The organism is Streptomyces sp. NPDC102278 (assembly GCF_044766345.1).
GTDB lineage: Bacteria > Actinomycetota > Actinomycetes > Streptomycetales > Streptomycetaceae > Streptomyces.
In genome coordinates, this window is sequence record NZ_JBIWLV010000006.1 from 260,232 (window position 1) to 274,162 (window position 13,931).

Sequence of the window (13,931 nt, forward strand, 5' to 3'; positions counted from 1 at the left end):
AAAGCGGTACGCGCAGCTCCGCGTCAAGGTCCGGTCCATCCGGTGGCGGGTTTCAACTGGTTTGAGGACCACCGCAGTTGAGGGTCCGATTCCGGTTCGGGGGCGGCCGGTGCGGCGCCGTGCCGTGCGTGGGGTGGGGCACATGACGACGCACGACGATCTCCCCGCGTACCTCCTGGGCTTCCCGGGGCCGCTGCGGGACGGGCTGGTGGCCGCGGTGCTGAGCGGGGCGAAGACCACGACCACGGGTCTGCTGCGGCAGTACGAGGCCGAGGGCGAGCCCTTGCCCGTGCCGGGCGGGCGCTCGGTGTTGGTGGATTCGCCGGAGCGTCCGGTGGCGTTGGTGGAGGTGACCGAGGTGCGGGTGGTGCCGCTCGCCGAGGTGGACCCGGGGCACGCGCCGGACGAGGGCGAGGGATACGCGACGGTGGCCGAATGGCGCTCCTCGCACGAGGGGTTCTGGCACGGCGCGCCGATCCGGGAGGCGATCGGCGGGCCGGTCAGCCGACCGCCGCGGCGGCGGCGCGGCCCGCCGCGCGGCCGGAGAAGATGCAGCCGCCGAGGAAGGTGCCCTCCAGGGCGCGGTAGCCGTGTACCCCGCCGCCGCCGAACCCGGCCGCCTCGCCGGCCGCGTACACGCCGGGGAGCGGGTCGCCGGAGGCGCCCAGGACGCGGGAGGAGAGGTCGGTCTCCAGGCCGCCGAGGGACTTGCGGGTCAGGATGGAGAGCCGGACGGCCACCAGCGGGCCCGCCTTGGGGTCCAGGATCCGGTGCGGCGCCGCGGTGCGGATCAGCTTGTCGCCCAGGTACTTGCGCGCTCCGTGGAGGGACATCACCTGGAGGTCCTTGGTGAAGGGGTTGAGGATCTCGCGGTCCCGGGCCACCACCTCGCGCCGGACGGTGGCCTCGTCGAGCAGGTCCTGCCCGGTCACGGCGTTCATGCCGCGCACCAGGGCGGCCAGGTCGCGCTCGACCACGAAGTCGGCGCCCTTGTCCATGAAGGCCTTGACCGGGCCGGGCACGGCCTGCCGGGCACGGTCGATGACCTGGCGGACCGACTTGCCGGTCAGGTCGGGGTTCTGCTCGGAGCCGGAGAGGCCGAACTCCTTGCCGATGATGCGCTGGTTGAGGACGAACCAGGTGTGGTCGTGGCCCGTCTTCATGATGTGGTCGAGGGTGCCGAGCGTGTCGAAGCCCGGGAAGAGGGGTACGGGGAGCCGCTTGCCGGTCGCGTCGAGCCAGAGCGAGGACGGCCCGGGCAGGATGCGGATGCCGTGCTTGTTCCAGATGGGGTCCCAGTTCTGGATGCCCTCGGTGTAGTGCCACATCCGGTCCTTGTTGATGTGGCGGGCGCCGGCGTCCTCGGCGATGCCGAGCATCAGGCCGTCCACGTGGGCCGGCACCCCGGACAGCAGCCGCTCGGGCGGGGTGCCGAGGCGCGCCGGCCACTGCTTGCGCACGAGGTCGTGGTTGCCGCCGATCCCGCCGCTGGTCACGATGACCGCCTGGGCCCGCAGGGAGAACTCGCCGACGCCCTCGCGGCCGCTCGCGGCGCCCCGTACGGCGTCCGAGGGTTCCAGGACCTCCCCCGTGACGGTGTCCACGACGCCGGCGGTGCGGGAGAGTCCGGTGACCTTGTGCCGGAACCTCAGCTGGACCAGGCCCCGGGCGACGCCGGCGCGGACCCGTCGCTCGAAGGGTTCGACCAGGCCGGGGCCGGTGCCCCAGGTGATGTGGAAGCGGGGCACGGAGTTGCCGTGGCCGTTCGCGTCGTAGCCACCGCGTTCCGCCCAGCCGACGACGGGGAAGAAGCGGACCCCCTGGGCGTGCAACCAGGGCCGCTTCTCGCCGGCCGCGAAGTCGACGTAGGCCTCGGCCCAGCGGCGCGGCCAGGCGTCGTCCTCCCGGTCGAAGCCGGCCGTGCCGTGCCAGTCCTGGAGGGCGAGGTCGCGGTGGTCCTTGATCCGCATCCGGCGCTGTTCGGGCGAGTCGACGAAGAAGAGACCACCGAAGGACCAGTGCGCCTGCCCCCCGATGGACTGCTCCGGCTCCTGGTCCACGAGGATGACCTTGCGGCCCGCGTCGACGAGCTCGGCGGTGGCGACGAGGCCCGCGAGCCCCGCTCCGATCACGATCACGTCTGCGTCGTACGTCATGCGCTGCCCGTCCTCCGGTCGGTGGTGGGGCAGATCCTTTGCTACGGAGCGGTAACCAGTCAACAGCGAAGAGGGGACGAACCCGTGAGCGCCTCCGATGAAGTACTGGACGTGGTGGACCGGGAGGACCGGGTGACGGGCAGTGCCCCGCGCGGGGAGGTGTACGCCCGCGGGCTCCTCCACCGGTGTGTGTTCGTGCAGGTCAGAGATGGGCAGGGGCGGATCTTCGTGCACCGCAGGACCGACTCGAAGCTGGTGTTCCCCTCGCACCACGACATGTTCGTGGGCGGGGTGCTGGGCGCCGGGGAGAGTTACCGGCAGGCGGCGCTGCGCGAGGCCGAGGAGGAACTCGGGGTGACGACGTTGGCGCAGCCGACGCCGCTGTTCAAGTTCCTGTACGAGGGTCCGGGCGGGGCCTGGTGGTCGTACGTGCACGAGGTGCGGTGCGAGGTCGCGGTGCGGCCGCAGGAGTCGGAGGTGGCCTGGCACGCCTGGCTGTCCGAGGAGGAACTGGCCGAGCGGGTGGCGGACGACGGGTGGGCGTGGGTGCCGGACGGGTTGGAGGCCTACCGGCGGCTGCGCGCGCACCGGGAGTCCCGCCAGTAGATTGATCAGGTGATCGACTTCGTCAAGGACGTGCGCCTCTGGTTCGCACCCGAGAGGCTGGGGGACGAGGGCGAGACCCCCGACTACCGGTTCTCGCTCGCCAACGAGCGGACCTTCCTGGCCTGGATCCGCACCGCGCTGGCGCTGGTGGGCGGCGGATTCGCGGTGGACCAGTTCCTGCCGGACCTGCGGTGGGGCGTGCGGGTCGGGATGGCTCTCGCGCTCCTGGCGGTGGGCGCGGCCTGCGCCCTGCGGGCGGTGAACCACTGGGCGCGGTGCGAACGGGCGATGCGGCGGGGCGAGGACCTGCCGCTGTCGCGGTTCCCGGTCGTGCTCAGCCTGGGGGTGGGGCTGGTGGCCGTGGTGATGATGGTGGTCGTCCTGCTGGGCTGGACGGCCCCGCGGTGAGCTTCGCGGGCCCGACAGGGCCCGGCCCGGCCGGGGGCCGCGACGCCGGGCTCCAGCCGGAGCGGACCCGGCTCGCGTGGCGGCGTACGACGCTGGCGTGCTCGGTGACGGCGGTCCTGGCGCTGCGCCAGGCGCTGCGTGGATCCGGCTCCCCGGTGGAGGTGGTCGGGGTCGCGGTGATCGTGCTGTTGTGGCTGGCGTTCCTGGGTGTGGCACACCGACGGATCCGCGCGCTGGCGGCCCACCGGCCGGCGCGGTTGGCGCCGCGCGCGGCGGTGGGGGCGGCGCTGTGCACGCTGGCACTGGCGGCCTTCGCGGTGGCGGTGATCCTCTGAGCGGATGAACGGATGGTCTGCCTTGTGCGCTTCCGCTCGGACACGCGAGGGACACAGACGGCACAAAAGGGTCAATACGGGATGTTCCGCACTAGCCTCGGCGCCATGACGACCCTGCACCACGAGCACCCCACGCACGAGCACGCGCACGGCCCCGGCTGCGGTCACACCGAGGTCGAGCACGGCGATCACGTCGACTACGCGCACGACGGCCACCTGCACCGGGAGCACTCCGGCCACTGGGACGAGTGCGAGACGGACCGTCACACCACCCACGAGGGCCACCCGCACGCGCACGGCGCGGACTGCGGCCACCGCAGCGTCCGGCACGGCGACCACGTCGACTACCTGCACGACGGGCACCGGCACGCCGAGCACGACGGCCACTACGACGACCACTGACCGGCCCCCGCCCCCGGCCCGGCCCCCGGCCGTCCCCGGCCCGTCCTCCGATCCGCCCGCCCCCGGCCCGGTTCCCGGTCGGGGGCGGGGTCGCGTCCCCGGTGCGCACGCCGCCCGCGCTCCCCGCCCCACACCCCGCACCTCCCCCACCCCGCCCTCCCCGGGCGCCGCCGCGGCCGGCAGGATTCCCACCGCCCGTCAACGCGATCCGGGGAGCCCGCAGATGACCGTCGAAGAGCCGTACCTCGTCCAGCCCGCGCCCGGTGTCCACGCCTACGTCCAACCGGACGGCGGCTGGTGCCTGAACAACGCCGGCTTCGTGAGCGACGGCGGCCGGACGCTCCTCGTCGACACCGCGGCCACCCGACGCCGGGCGCTGGCCCTGCGGGAGGCCGTCGCCGCCACCGGGTCCCCCATGCCGCGCACCGTCGTCAACACCCATCACCACGGCGATCACACCTACGGCAACGGGGTCTTCGCCCCCGAGGCGCTGATCCTGGGGCACGACAACGCGCGGACCGAGCAGCTCGCCGCCGGGCACCAGTTGGAGATGATCTGGCCCGCGACCGACTTCGGCGCCGTGGAGATCACCCCTCCCGACCTCACGTACAACGACCGGACGACCCTGCACGTGGGCGACATCGAGGTACGGGTCATCCATCCGGGCGTCGCGCACACCACCGGGGACTCGCTCGTGTGGCTGCCCCGGCAGCGGGTGGTGTTCACCGGCGACCTGGTCTTCGCGGGCGGCACCCCGTTCCTCGCGATGGGCTCGCTGTCCGGTTCGTTGCGCGCCATGGAGCTGCTGCGCTCACTCGACGCGGAGACCGTCGTCCCGGGGCACGGGCCGCTCACCGACGCCTCGGCGTACGAGTCCACCGAACGGTACCTGCGCCATGTCGCCGAACTCGCCCTGGAGGGCCGGGCGAAGGGGCTGACCCCGCTGGAGACCGCGCTGGGGGCGGACCTGGGCGAGTTCGCGGCCTGGCGGGAGAGCGAGCGGCTGGTGGCGAACCTGCACCGGGCGTACGCGGAACTGGCCGGGGAGCCGGAGGGGGCCCCGTTGGACATCGTGGCCGTGCTGCGGGACATGACGGTGATGAACGGCGGCGTCCCGATCCTCTGTCACGCCTGATCCGGTCGGGCCGGGTCGGGCCGCCGCGACGCGGCTCGGGCGCGGCGGGGCCCTGGCACGGGCGACTCCGGCGGGGCTCGGGCGCGGGGGGCTCGGGCGCGGGGGGCTTGTTTCGGCGTACCCTCTGGACGGCATACCGACTGGTCGGCATGATGACTCTCGTCCGTCCCGTCACCGTCCATCCCGTACGGAGGTGCGCACCATGACCCCAGCACCAGAAGCGACCCCGACCGGCCCGCCGGGCCTCGATCCGGAGCGGCTGCGCGGCCATCTCGACGCCGCGCTCCCCGGCCTGGTGGCCGGGCCGCTCACCGGCCGCCTCATCGAGGGGGGCCGGTCGAACCTCACGTACGCGGTCACCGACGGGTCCGCCCGCTGGGTGGTGCGCCGCCCGCCGCTCGGCCACGTCCTGGCGACCGCCCACGACATGCGGCGCGAGTACCGGGTCATCGCGGCCCTGCACGGAACGGCCGTGCCGGTGCCCGAGCCGGTGCTGCTGTGCGAGGACGAGTCGGTGCTGGGTGCGCCGTTCTACGTGATGGAGCACGTGGACGGCATCCCGTACCGGACGGCCGAGCAGTTGTCGGCCCTGGGCCCCGACCGCACCCGACGGGCCGTGCTCGGCCTGGTGGACACCCTGGTCGACCTGCACGCCGTGGACCCGCAGGCCGTGGGGCTGGGTGACTTCGGCCGCCCCGAGGGCTTCCTCGACCGGCAGTTGCGCCGGTGGGGCAAGCAGCTCGCGGCCTCCCGCGGCCGGGAGCTCGCAGGGATCGACGAGCTGCACGGCGCGCTCGGTCGGGCCCTGCCCGACTCCCCCGCCCCCACCGTGGTGCACGGGGACTTCCGGCTCGACAACGTGCTGATCGGCGGACCGCAGGACACGATCCGGGCGGTGCTGGACTGGGAGATGTCCACGCTCGGCGATCCGCTGACCGACCTCGGGCTGTTGGTGATGTACAGCTCGGACCTGGGCCTGACCGCCTCTCCGGTCAGTACGACCAGCGGGGCGCCCGGCCACCCCTCCCCCGCGGAACTGGTCGAGCGGTACGCCGCCCGTTCGGGTCGGGACACCTCCGCGATCTCCTGGTACACCGCCTTCGCCTGGTTCAAGCTCGCGGTGATCCTCGAAGGCATCCACTACCGCTTCACGCTCGGGCAGACCGTCGGAGCGGGCTTCGACCGGATCGGCGAGCTGGTCCCGGTCTTCGTCGAGCACGGTCTGCACACCCTCCAGGAAGGCTGAGGAACCCCCGCATGGACTTCGCATTCGACTCCCGGACCGAGGAACTCCGCCAACGGCTGCACGCGTTCATGGAGGAGTACGTGTACCCGGCGGAGGCCGTCGCCGCCGAGCAGCGCGCGCGGCTGGCCTCGCCCTGGGACACCCCGGCCGTCTTCGGTGAACTGAAGACCGAGGCACGTCGCCAAGGTCTGTGGAACCTCTTCTTCCCCGGCGAGGAGCACGGCGCCGGACTGACCAACCTCCAGTACGCCCCGCTCGCCGAGATCACCGGCCGCAGTCCGCACCTGGCGCCGATGGCGACGAACTGCGCCGCCCCGGACACCGGGAACATGGAGCTGCTCGCGCAGTTCGGCGACGAGGAGCAGCGCAAGCGGTGGTTGGAGCCGCTGTTGGAAGGCGAGATCCGTTCGGCGTTCGCCATGACCGAGCCCGACGTGGCCTCCTCGGACGCCACGAACATCGAGACTCTCATCGAGCGCTCCGCCGACGGCGACGAGTACGTGGTCACGGGCCGCAAGTGGTACATCTCCGGGGCGATGAACCCGGACTGCGCGATCTTCATCGTCATGGGCAAGACCGACCCCGACGGCGCCGACCCCCGCCGCCGGCAGTCGATGATCCTGGTCCCGCGCGACACCCCGGGCGTGGAGGTCCGCCGCGCGATGACGGTGTACGGGTACGCCGACCACGACCACGGCGGACACGCCGAGGTGGTCTTCCACGGGGCGCGGGTGCCGGCCGCGAACCTGATCGGCGAGGAGGGTTCGGGCTTCGCCATCGCCCAAGCCCGGCTCGGCCCCGGGCGGATCCACCACTGCATGCGGCTCATCGGCATGGCGGAGCGGGCCATCGAGGCGATGTGCGAGCGCGCCGTCGGACGGACCGCCTTCGGCAAGGACCTGGCCTCGCAGGGCGTCGTGCAGAACTGGATCGCGGACGCCCGGGTCACCGTCGAGCAGCTGCGGCTGCTGGTGTTGAAGACGGCCTGGCTGATGGACACCGTGGGCAACCGGGGCGCGCACACCGAGATCCAGGCGATCAAGATCGCGACGCCGCGGGCGGTCGTGGGGATCCTGGACCAGGCGGTGCAACTGCACGGGGCGGGCGGCGTCAGCCAGGACTTCCCGTTGGCCGAGTTGTGGGCGGCGGCGCGGACGCTGCGCCTGGCGGACGGTCCGGACGAGGTCCATCAGCGGTCGCTGGCCCACCGGGAGTTGAGGAAGCACGCGGGTCGGGGGTGAACGTGACGTGTTCGTGCGGGAGTTCTGGCGAACATGTGTGCGCAGTGAAGGCGATGCGGGGGGCCTATTAAGAAACCTTGTTGAACAAGGCCGGAAGGCCGGTGCGATCTTGATTTGCGCCTGTCAATCGGAACAGGGTTCTCCAGAAGGTTTGACGCCCCACACGTCAACACGAGGAGAACCCTCCACATGGCAACTCACAAGCGTTCGCGCGGTTTCCGGTACGCGGCAGTCGCCACGGGAGCCGCCACCGCGGCCGCCGTGACCCTGCTCGCGACCCCCTTCGCGGGGGCGGCGACACCGGCCGAGGGCACGGTCTACGGACTGGGCGCGCCCGGCGCGATCAGCGGAAGTTACGTGGTCATTCTCGACGCGTCCGCGGACAAGCAGCAGCTCGCCGACAAGTACGGCGGCGAACTGCAACGCACCTACACCTCCGGGGTCAACGGCTTCTCGGCCTCCGGCCTCAGCGAGACCGAGGCCAAGCGACTCGCGGCGGATCCCGCCGTCGGCAAGGTCGTGCAGAACAAGAAGTTCCACATCAACGCCACGCAGGACAACCCGCCTTCATGGGGGCTCGACCGGATCGACCAGGCCAAGACGGCGGGAGACAAGAAGTACGACTACCCCGACACCGCCGGTGAAGGGGTGACCGCGTACGTCATCGACACGGGCATACGCGTGAGCCACAAGGACTTCGGCGGCCGCGCCACGCACGGCTTCGACGCCGTGGACAACGACGACAGCGCCGACGACGGCAACGGCCACGGCACGCACGTGGCCGGCACCATCGCCGGTACGGAGCACGGCGTCGCCAAGAAGGCGAAGCTGGTCGCGGTGCGGGTGCTCGACGACAACGGCTCCGGTTCCACGGAGCAGGTCGTCGCCGGCATCGACTGGGTCACCAAGAACCACAAGGGTCCCTCCGTGGCCAACATGAGCCTCGGCGGCGGTGCGGACGAGGCGCTCGACGAGGCCGTGAAGCGCTCGATCGCCTCGGGCGTCACGTTCGCGGTCGCGGCGGGCAACGAGTCGACGGACGCCGGGCAGGGCTCCCCCGCCCGGGTCCCGGAGGCGATCACCGTGGCGTCGAGCACCATCGACGACGCGCAGTCGGACTTCTCCAACTTCGGCTCCGTGGTGGACCTGTACGCGCCGGGCTCGGACATCACGTCCGACTGGAACGACAGTGACAGCGGCACCAAGACGATCTCCGGCACCTCCATGGCCACTCCGCACGTGGTCGGTGCCGCGGCCGTCTACCTGGCGGGACACCCGTCGGCGACGCCGGCCGAGACGGCTGCCGCGCTGACCGGTGCGGCCACCGCGGACGCGGTGACCAACCCGTCGGCCGGCACCGCGAACAAGCTGCTGAAGGTGGCCCCGTAACGGAAGCCGCTCAAGGTGACCCCGTAACGGGTGACCGGCAGACCTGAACCGGCCCGCCCCTCGGCCGCCCCCTCCAGGGGCGCGTCGGGGGCGGGCCGGTTCCTCGCGTGCGGGCCCGTTCCTCGCGTGCGGGGCTGGTGCGGCCGTGAGGGCCGGCTCCCGACCCCTCAGGGGCGCAGCGCGCGCAGCAGCAGGTCCGCGAGGTGATCGGCGACCTGCTGCGGCGTGAGCGGGCCGTCCTCCCGGTACCAGGTGGACAGGTGGTGCACGGAGCCGAAGTGGTAGTCCACCACCAGGTCCGCGGGAGTGGCGGTGGAGAAGACCCCCGCGCGCTGCCCCTCCTCGACCAGTGCCCGGAAGCGCTCGTGATAGCGCCGGCGCTCGGCCCGCACCTGCTTGAACTTCTCGGGGCTGAGCTGGTGCATCGACCGGAAGAAGATCATCGCGTCGTCGAGGTTCTCGATCGTGGTGACCACCACGTCGGCGGCGGCGGCCCGCAGCCGCTCCTCCACGGGCGCGTCGGACCCGGCCACCGCGTCCAGACGTTGCTGCTGGAGCCGCAGCATCCGCGCGTACACCTCGTGCAGCAGGTCGTCCTTGGACCCGAAGTAGTGGTACAGCGCGCCCTTGGTGACCCCGGCCGCCTCGACGATCTCCTGTACGGAGGTGCGGTCGTAGCCGCGTTCGGCGAACAGCCGGGTGGCGACGGCCAGCAGTCGCTGCGGCACCGGTGCGTCGCCGGTGCCCTCGGACTCCGTGGTGGTCTTGGCGGCCATGGCTCTCGCCTTCCTTCCTGATCCCTCGCCCGTCGTGGGGCGACGTCGTGCGACCGTCCGACTGTTTTCAGCCGCGTTCGCGCAGTTCCCGTCGCAGGATCTTGCCACTGCTCGTCTTGGGAAGGACAGGCAGGATCTCCACCTGCCTCGGGTACTTGTACGCGGCGATCCGCTCGGCGCAGTACGCGGACAGCTCGGCGGGCTCGACGCGGGCGCCGGGGCGCAGGCTCACGTAGGCCTTCACGCTTTCGCCCCGGTACGGATCGGGGACCCCGACCACGGCCGCCTCGCGCACGTCGGGATGGGTGTACAGCACGTCCTCGACCTCGCGGGGCCAGACCTTGAAGCCGGACGCGTTGATCATGTCCTTCTTCCGGTCGACCACGTAGAGCCACCCGTCGGCGTCCATGAAACCGACGTCCCCGGTACGCAGTTCGCCGTCCGGGAAGGCCTTCGCGGTCTCCTCGGGCAGTCCCCAGTAGCCGGGAACGACCTGCGGTCCGCGGACGGCTATCTCCCCGCTCTCGCCGATCGGGACCTCGGCGCCGCGCTCGTCGAGGATGCGTACGAGGGTGTCCGCGCCCGGCAGACCGACGGAGAGGGTGCCGGAGACCGGGTCCACGGGGGCTTCGAGGTGGACGGGCACGGAGGCGCAGGGCGCGGTGCACTCGGTGAGCCCGTAGCCGTTGCGCAGGTAGAAACCGAAGCGGGCGCGCAGCCGCTCGACGAGGGCGGGCGGGAGCGGGGCGCCGCCGGAGGAGACCACGCGGAACGAGGCGAAGTGGTCGGGGGTCGCGGCGGGGTGGGCCGCCAGGGCCATGAAGGCGGTGGCCGGGCCGACGGTGTAGGCGGGGCGGTGTTCGAGGAAGGCGTCGAGGACGGCGCCGGCTTCGAAGCGGTGGGCGAGGACGAGGGTGCCGGCGTTGACGAGGCAGGCGGCGAGCTCGCAGACCAGCCCGGTGATGTGGAAGAGCGGGGCGAGGGCGAAGTAGCCGGCGCCCTCGGGGAGGGGATGGCCGGTGACCTGGCGGGTGGCGTTGTGGGTGAGGGCGCCGTGCGGGTTCAGGGCGCCCTTGGGGGTGCCGGAGGTCCCGGAGGTGTAGCTGATGAGGGCGGTGTCGGAAGCGGTGAAGCACGGGTCGGCCGGCGCGGGGTGACCCCGGCGGGCGACGGTGGCGAGGTCGGCGACACCGGCGGACGGCAGGTCCGGGACGGAGGCGGGGGCCGGTTCCGTGGCGGGGGCGGGGATCGCCGGCGGGGCGGGGGCGGGGGCCGGTTCCGGGGCGGGGACGGGTACCTCTCCGGGGGCGGGGGCCAGGACCCGGGGGTCGTTCCGCGTCTGGAAGTCCCGGTCGCGCGCGGTGAGCGCGACGCGTACGCCGGTGTCGCGGACGCTCTCGCGGAGGTAACCGGTCCAGGCGCGGGCGTCGCAGACCAGGGCGACGGCGCCGGAGTCGCGCAGGATGTGGCCGACCTCGCCGGACTTGTACATGGGGTTGAGCGGGACGACGACCGCGCCCGCCTTCCAGGCCGCCAGCACGGCGAGCACGAAGTGCGGGGTGTTCTGCAGCATCACGGCGACCCGATCGCCGCGCCCCACGCCCCGCGCGGCGAGGTGGCCGGCGACCGAGTCGGAGAGCGCGTCGACCTCGGCGTAGTCCAAGCGGCCGTCGAAGTAGGCGATGGCGGTGCGTCCGGGGGCGCGGGCGACGGCCGCCCGGAAGGCGGCGGGCACGCTCACCGGGGGCGTGATCGGCGCGCGTTGGGCGGCGCTGAGGCGAGCCAGCCAGGGCCGGTCGGCATAACGGACGGTCCGGGGCGTGGCGTCGGGCGTCACGTCTTCGGTGGCGGGCGTCGCGTCGGGCCTCGCGTCGGGCCTCGCGTCGGGCCTCGCGTCGGGCCTCGCGTCGGGCCTCGCGTCGGGCCTCGCGTCGGGCTTCGCGTCGGGCTTCGCGTCGGGCCTCGCGTCTTCGGTGGCGGGCGTCGTCGTCTCGCGGGCGGGCCCGGTCATCGTGTCTCCCACTTCTGCTGGAGGTGGTTCATGTTCGTCAGCCAGCGGTCCGGGTCGGTGGCCCGGGCGACGTGGTAGTCGGCCACCTCGGGGTGCGGGAGGATCAGGAACCGGTCCTTCTCCATGCCGTCGAACAGGGCGTCCGCGACCGCTTCCGGCTCGATCGCCGTCGGTGCCAGGACGAGTTCGCCCGCCGAGCCCGCAGCGGTCAGCATGTCGGTGCGGACCCCTTGCGGGCAGACGGCGTGGACCCGGACGCCGCGGTGGCGGTAGGTCAGCGACAGCCATTCCGCGAAGGCGAGGGCACCGTGCTTGGTGACACTGTACGGCGCGGCCCCGATCATGGTGAGGAGTCCGGCGGCGGAGACGGTGGACACGAATCGGCCGCTCCCCCGCTCCAACCAGTCCGGCAGCAGGGCGCGGGCGGCACGGACGTGCGCCATGACGTTGACGTCCCATGCCGCTTCCCAGACGGCCTCGTCCACGAAGGCGTCACCGCCCGAGGCCAGGCCGGCGTTGGCGCAGTAGACGTCCACCCTGCCGCCGAGGGCCTCGCGGGCCCGCTCGACGATCGTCGAGGCGTCGCCGGGGACCGCGATCGTGCGGGCGCCGATCCCGTCGGCGACGGTCGCCGCCTTCACCGGGTCGAGGTCGTTGACCACGACCGTGGCCCCCTCGGCGGCGAAGCGGCGCGCGAGGGCGGCGCCGATGCCGCCGCCGGCTCCGGTGACGACGACTCGCTGGTCCTGGTACGCGCTCACGGGATCACCTTTCGACGCTGACGACGGATGACGGATGACGGATGCGGGCGGACCCGGCGGACCCGGACGGACCTGCGTGGATCCGACCCGATCCGATCCCATCCCCTCCGGACGGATCGAGGGCAGACTAACCAGTCGGTATGTCGGGACGGAAGGGGTCGGCGGCCTAGCGTGTCCGGATGACGCTGTCGCGACGCGGGGTACTGGGACTGGCCGGAGCCGTGGGGGCCGCGGGGGCCACGGGAAGTCTGGGCGCGGTGATGCCGGACTCCCCGAAGGCGGTCGGCGCGACCGCGCGGGTGCGGACGGGATGCGAGCAGCTCGCCGCCGACGGTTACGGGGCGCTGGCCGGACAGCGGATCGGGGTGGTCACCAACCCGACCGGGATCACCGCCGACGCGCGCCATCTGGTGGATGTCCTGCACGCGGACGAACGGGTCGACCTGGTGGCGGTGTTCGGGCCGGAGCACGGGTTCCGCGGCACGGCGCAGGCGGGCGGTTCGGAGGGCGCCGGCCGGGACCCGGCGACGGGACTGCCCGTGTACGACACGTACGACAAGAGCGGCCGGCAGCTCGCGGACGTGTTCACGGCGGCCGGCGTCGACACGGTGGTCTTCGACATCCAGGACGTCGGGGCGCGCTTCTACACCTACATCTGGACCCTCTACGACTGCATGCGCGCGGCCGCCCTGGCGGGCAAGGCGGTGGTGGTGCTGGACCGGCCCAACCCGGTGGGCGGGGTGCGGGCGGCCGGACCGGTGCTCCTGCGGCCGTACGCGAGCTTCGTGGGGCGGGAGCCGATCGCCCTCGCGCACGGGATGACGGCGGCGGAACTGGCCCTCCTGTTCAACGGCGAGTTCCTGAAGGACAAGCCGGTCGCGCTCAGGACGGTACGGATGACGGGATGGCGCCGGGAGTCGTTCTTCGGGGCGACCGGGCTGCCCTGGGTGCCGCCGAGCCCGAACATGCCCACCGCGGACACGGCCCTCGCGTACGCCGGCACCTGCCTGTTCGAGGGGACGAACCTGTCCGAGGGACGGGGTACGACGACCCCCTTCGAGGTGGTCGGCGCCGAGGGCGTCGACCGGCGGTGGGCGGAGGCCGCGAACGCGCTGGGGCTGCCCGGGGTCTGGTTCCGGGAGACGTACTTCACCCCGTCCTTCTCCAAGCACGTCGGGAAGGTGTGCGGCGGCGTCCGGCTGATCGTGCACGACCGCGAGGCCTTCGACCCGGTACGGGCCGGAATCGGGCTGCTGGTCACCGCGCGGCGGACGTGGAGCGGCTTCGGCTGGCGGGCCGACCACTGGATCGACCGGCTGACGGGATCCGACCGGGTCCGCGTGATGGTGGACGCGGGGGCCGGGGTGGAGGAGATCGTGGGCGACTGGGCGGCCGGGTTGGCGCGCTTCGCCGCGCTGCGGGAGGGGTACCTCCTCTACCGGTGACCCGGGCCGGCCGCGGGGCC

General features: G+C 72.8%; 13 protein-coding genes and 2 pseudogenes. 10 read left to right on the top strand and 5 right to left on the bottom strand.

Going from position 1 to position 13,931, the window contains the following annotated elements:
* Window positions 1-142 precede the first annotated feature (142 nt).
* Window positions 143-499: pseudogene (locus tag ACIRO3_RS18035) on the top strand (ASCH domain-containing protein); the annotation flags it as partial.
* 1 nt (window position 500) lies between these two features.
* On the opposite strand, the gene ACIRO3_RS18040 reads toward ACIRO3_RS18035, so the two are convergent.
* The gene (locus tag ACIRO3_RS18040) at window positions 501-2,156 is read right to left on the bottom strand and encodes an FAD-binding dehydrogenase (protein WP_404137564.1); all 1,656 of its coding nucleotides are present in this window, start codon (window positions 2,154-2,156) and stop codon (window positions 501-503) included.
* Window positions 2,157-2,240: 84 nt separating this feature from the next.
* Between ACIRO3_RS18040 and ACIRO3_RS18045 the strand changes: the two genes are divergently transcribed.
* From ACIRO3_RS18045 to ACIRO3_RS18080, 8 genes are all read left to right on the top strand, one after another.
* Window positions 2,241-2,762, top strand: a complete 522-nt coding sequence (locus ACIRO3_RS18045) for an NUDIX hydrolase (protein WP_404137567.1) — start codon at window positions 2,241-2,243, stop codon at window positions 2,760-2,762.
* A 9-nt stretch (window positions 2,763-2,771) separates the two neighbouring features.
* Window positions 2,772-3,170, top strand: coding sequence for a DUF202 domain-containing protein (locus ACIRO3_RS18050; RefSeq protein ID WP_365999498.1), 399 nt, complete (start codon window positions 2,772-2,774; stop codon window positions 3,168-3,170).
* Entirely contained in the window at window positions 3,167-3,505 is a 339-nt protein-coding gene (locus ACIRO3_RS18055) for a DUF202 domain-containing protein (protein ID WP_365999497.1), read from the top strand. The genes ACIRO3_RS18050 and ACIRO3_RS18055 overlap by 4 nt, the downstream gene beginning before the upstream one ends.
* A 105-nt stretch (window positions 3,506-3,610) precedes the next feature.
* Window positions 3,611-3,907, top strand: a complete 297-nt coding sequence (locus ACIRO3_RS18060) for a hypothetical protein (RefSeq protein ID WP_361775308.1) — start codon at window positions 3,611-3,613, stop codon at window positions 3,905-3,907.
* Between the two features lie 223 nt (window positions 3,908-4,130).
* Entirely contained in the window at window positions 4,131-5,042 is a 912-nt protein-coding gene (locus ACIRO3_RS18065) for an MBL fold metallo-hydrolase (RefSeq protein ID WP_404137572.1), read from the top strand.
* A gap of 202 nt (window positions 5,043-5,244) precedes the next feature.
* Window positions 5,245-6,288, top strand: a complete 1,044-nt coding sequence (locus tag ACIRO3_RS18070; RefSeq protein ID WP_404137575.1) for a phosphotransferase family protein — start codon at window positions 5,245-5,247, stop codon at window positions 6,286-6,288.
* Between the two features lie 11 nt (window positions 6,289-6,299).
* Window positions 6,300-7,529 carry an acyl-CoA dehydrogenase family protein gene (locus ACIRO3_RS18075; protein WP_404137578.1) on the top strand — a complete coding sequence of 410 codons (1,230 nt, stop codon included), beginning with the start codon at window positions 6,300-6,302 and terminating at the stop codon, window positions 7,527-7,529.
* Window positions 7,530-7,718: 189 nt separating this feature from the next.
* Window positions 7,719-8,918 (top strand): S8 family serine peptidase, encoded by a 1,200-nt coding sequence (locus tag ACIRO3_RS18080; RefSeq protein WP_361775320.1) that lies wholly within the window; start codon window positions 7,719-7,721, stop codon window positions 8,916-8,918.
* A gap of 167 nt (window positions 8,919-9,085) precedes the next feature.
* Here ACIRO3_RS18080 and ACIRO3_RS18085 read toward each other — a convergent pair whose 3' ends face one another.
* The 4 genes and pseudogenes from ACIRO3_RS18085 to ACIRO3_RS18100 all read right to left on the bottom strand — a co-directional run bounded on the left by ACIRO3_RS18085 (window position 9,086) and on the right by ACIRO3_RS18100 (window position 12,466).
* Window positions 9,086-9,694, bottom strand: a complete 609-nt coding sequence (locus ACIRO3_RS18085; protein WP_404137582.1) for a TetR/AcrR family transcriptional regulator — start codon at window positions 9,692-9,694, stop codon at window positions 9,086-9,088.
* A 67-nt stretch (window positions 9,695-9,761) separates the two neighbouring features.
* Window positions 9,762-11,531 (bottom strand): class I adenylate-forming enzyme family protein, encoded by a 1,770-nt coding sequence (locus tag ACIRO3_RS18090; protein WP_404137794.1) that lies wholly within the window; start codon window positions 11,529-11,531, stop codon window positions 9,762-9,764.
* Window positions 11,528-11,596: pseudogene (locus tag ACIRO3_RS18095) on the bottom strand (hypothetical protein); the annotation flags it as partial. The gene ACIRO3_RS18090 and the pseudogene ACIRO3_RS18095, both read right to left, overlap by 4 nt.
* Window positions 11,597-11,701: 105 nt before the next feature.
* Entirely contained in the window at window positions 11,702-12,466 is a 765-nt protein-coding gene (locus tag ACIRO3_RS18100) for an SDR family oxidoreductase (protein ID WP_404137585.1), read from the bottom strand.
* Between the two features lie 179 nt (window positions 12,467-12,645).
* On the opposite strand from ACIRO3_RS18100, the gene ACIRO3_RS18105 reads away from it, so the two are divergent.
* Entirely contained in the window at window positions 12,646-13,911 is a 1,266-nt protein-coding gene (locus tag ACIRO3_RS18105) for an exo-beta-N-acetylmuramidase NamZ domain-containing protein (protein ID WP_404137588.1), read from the top strand.
* Window positions 13,912-13,931: the final 20 nt, after the last annotated feature.

Coding starts and splice junctions, on each gene's coding strand:
- ACIRO3_RS18105 (WP_404137588.1), top strand. CDS start 12,646: ATGACGCTGTCGCGACGCGGGGTACTGGGACTGGCCGGAGCCGTGGGG.
- ACIRO3_RS18075 (WP_404137578.1), top strand. CDS start 6,300: ATGGACTTCGCATTCGACTCCCGGACCGAGGAACTCCGCCAACGGCTG.
- ACIRO3_RS18070 (WP_404137575.1), top strand. CDS start 5,245: ATGACCCCAGCACCAGAAGCGACCCCGACCGGCCCGCCGGGCCTCGAT.
- ACIRO3_RS18065 (WP_404137572.1), top strand. CDS start 4,131: ATGACCGTCGAAGAGCCGTACCTCGTCCAGCCCGCGCCCGGTGTCCAC.
- ACIRO3_RS18085 (WP_404137582.1), bottom strand. CDS start 9,694: ATGGCCGCCAAGACCACCACGGAGTCCGAGGGCACCGGCGACGCACCG.
- ACIRO3_RS18060 (WP_361775308.1), top strand. CDS start 3,611: ATGACGACCCTGCACCACGAGCACCCCACGCACGAGCACGCGCACGGC.
- ACIRO3_RS18040 (WP_404137564.1), bottom strand. CDS start 2,156: ATGACGTACGACGCAGACGTGATCGTGATCGGAGCGGGGCTCGCGGGC.
- ACIRO3_RS18080 (WP_361775320.1), top strand. CDS start 7,719: ATGGCAACTCACAAGCGTTCGCGCGGTTTCCGGTACGCGGCAGTCGCC.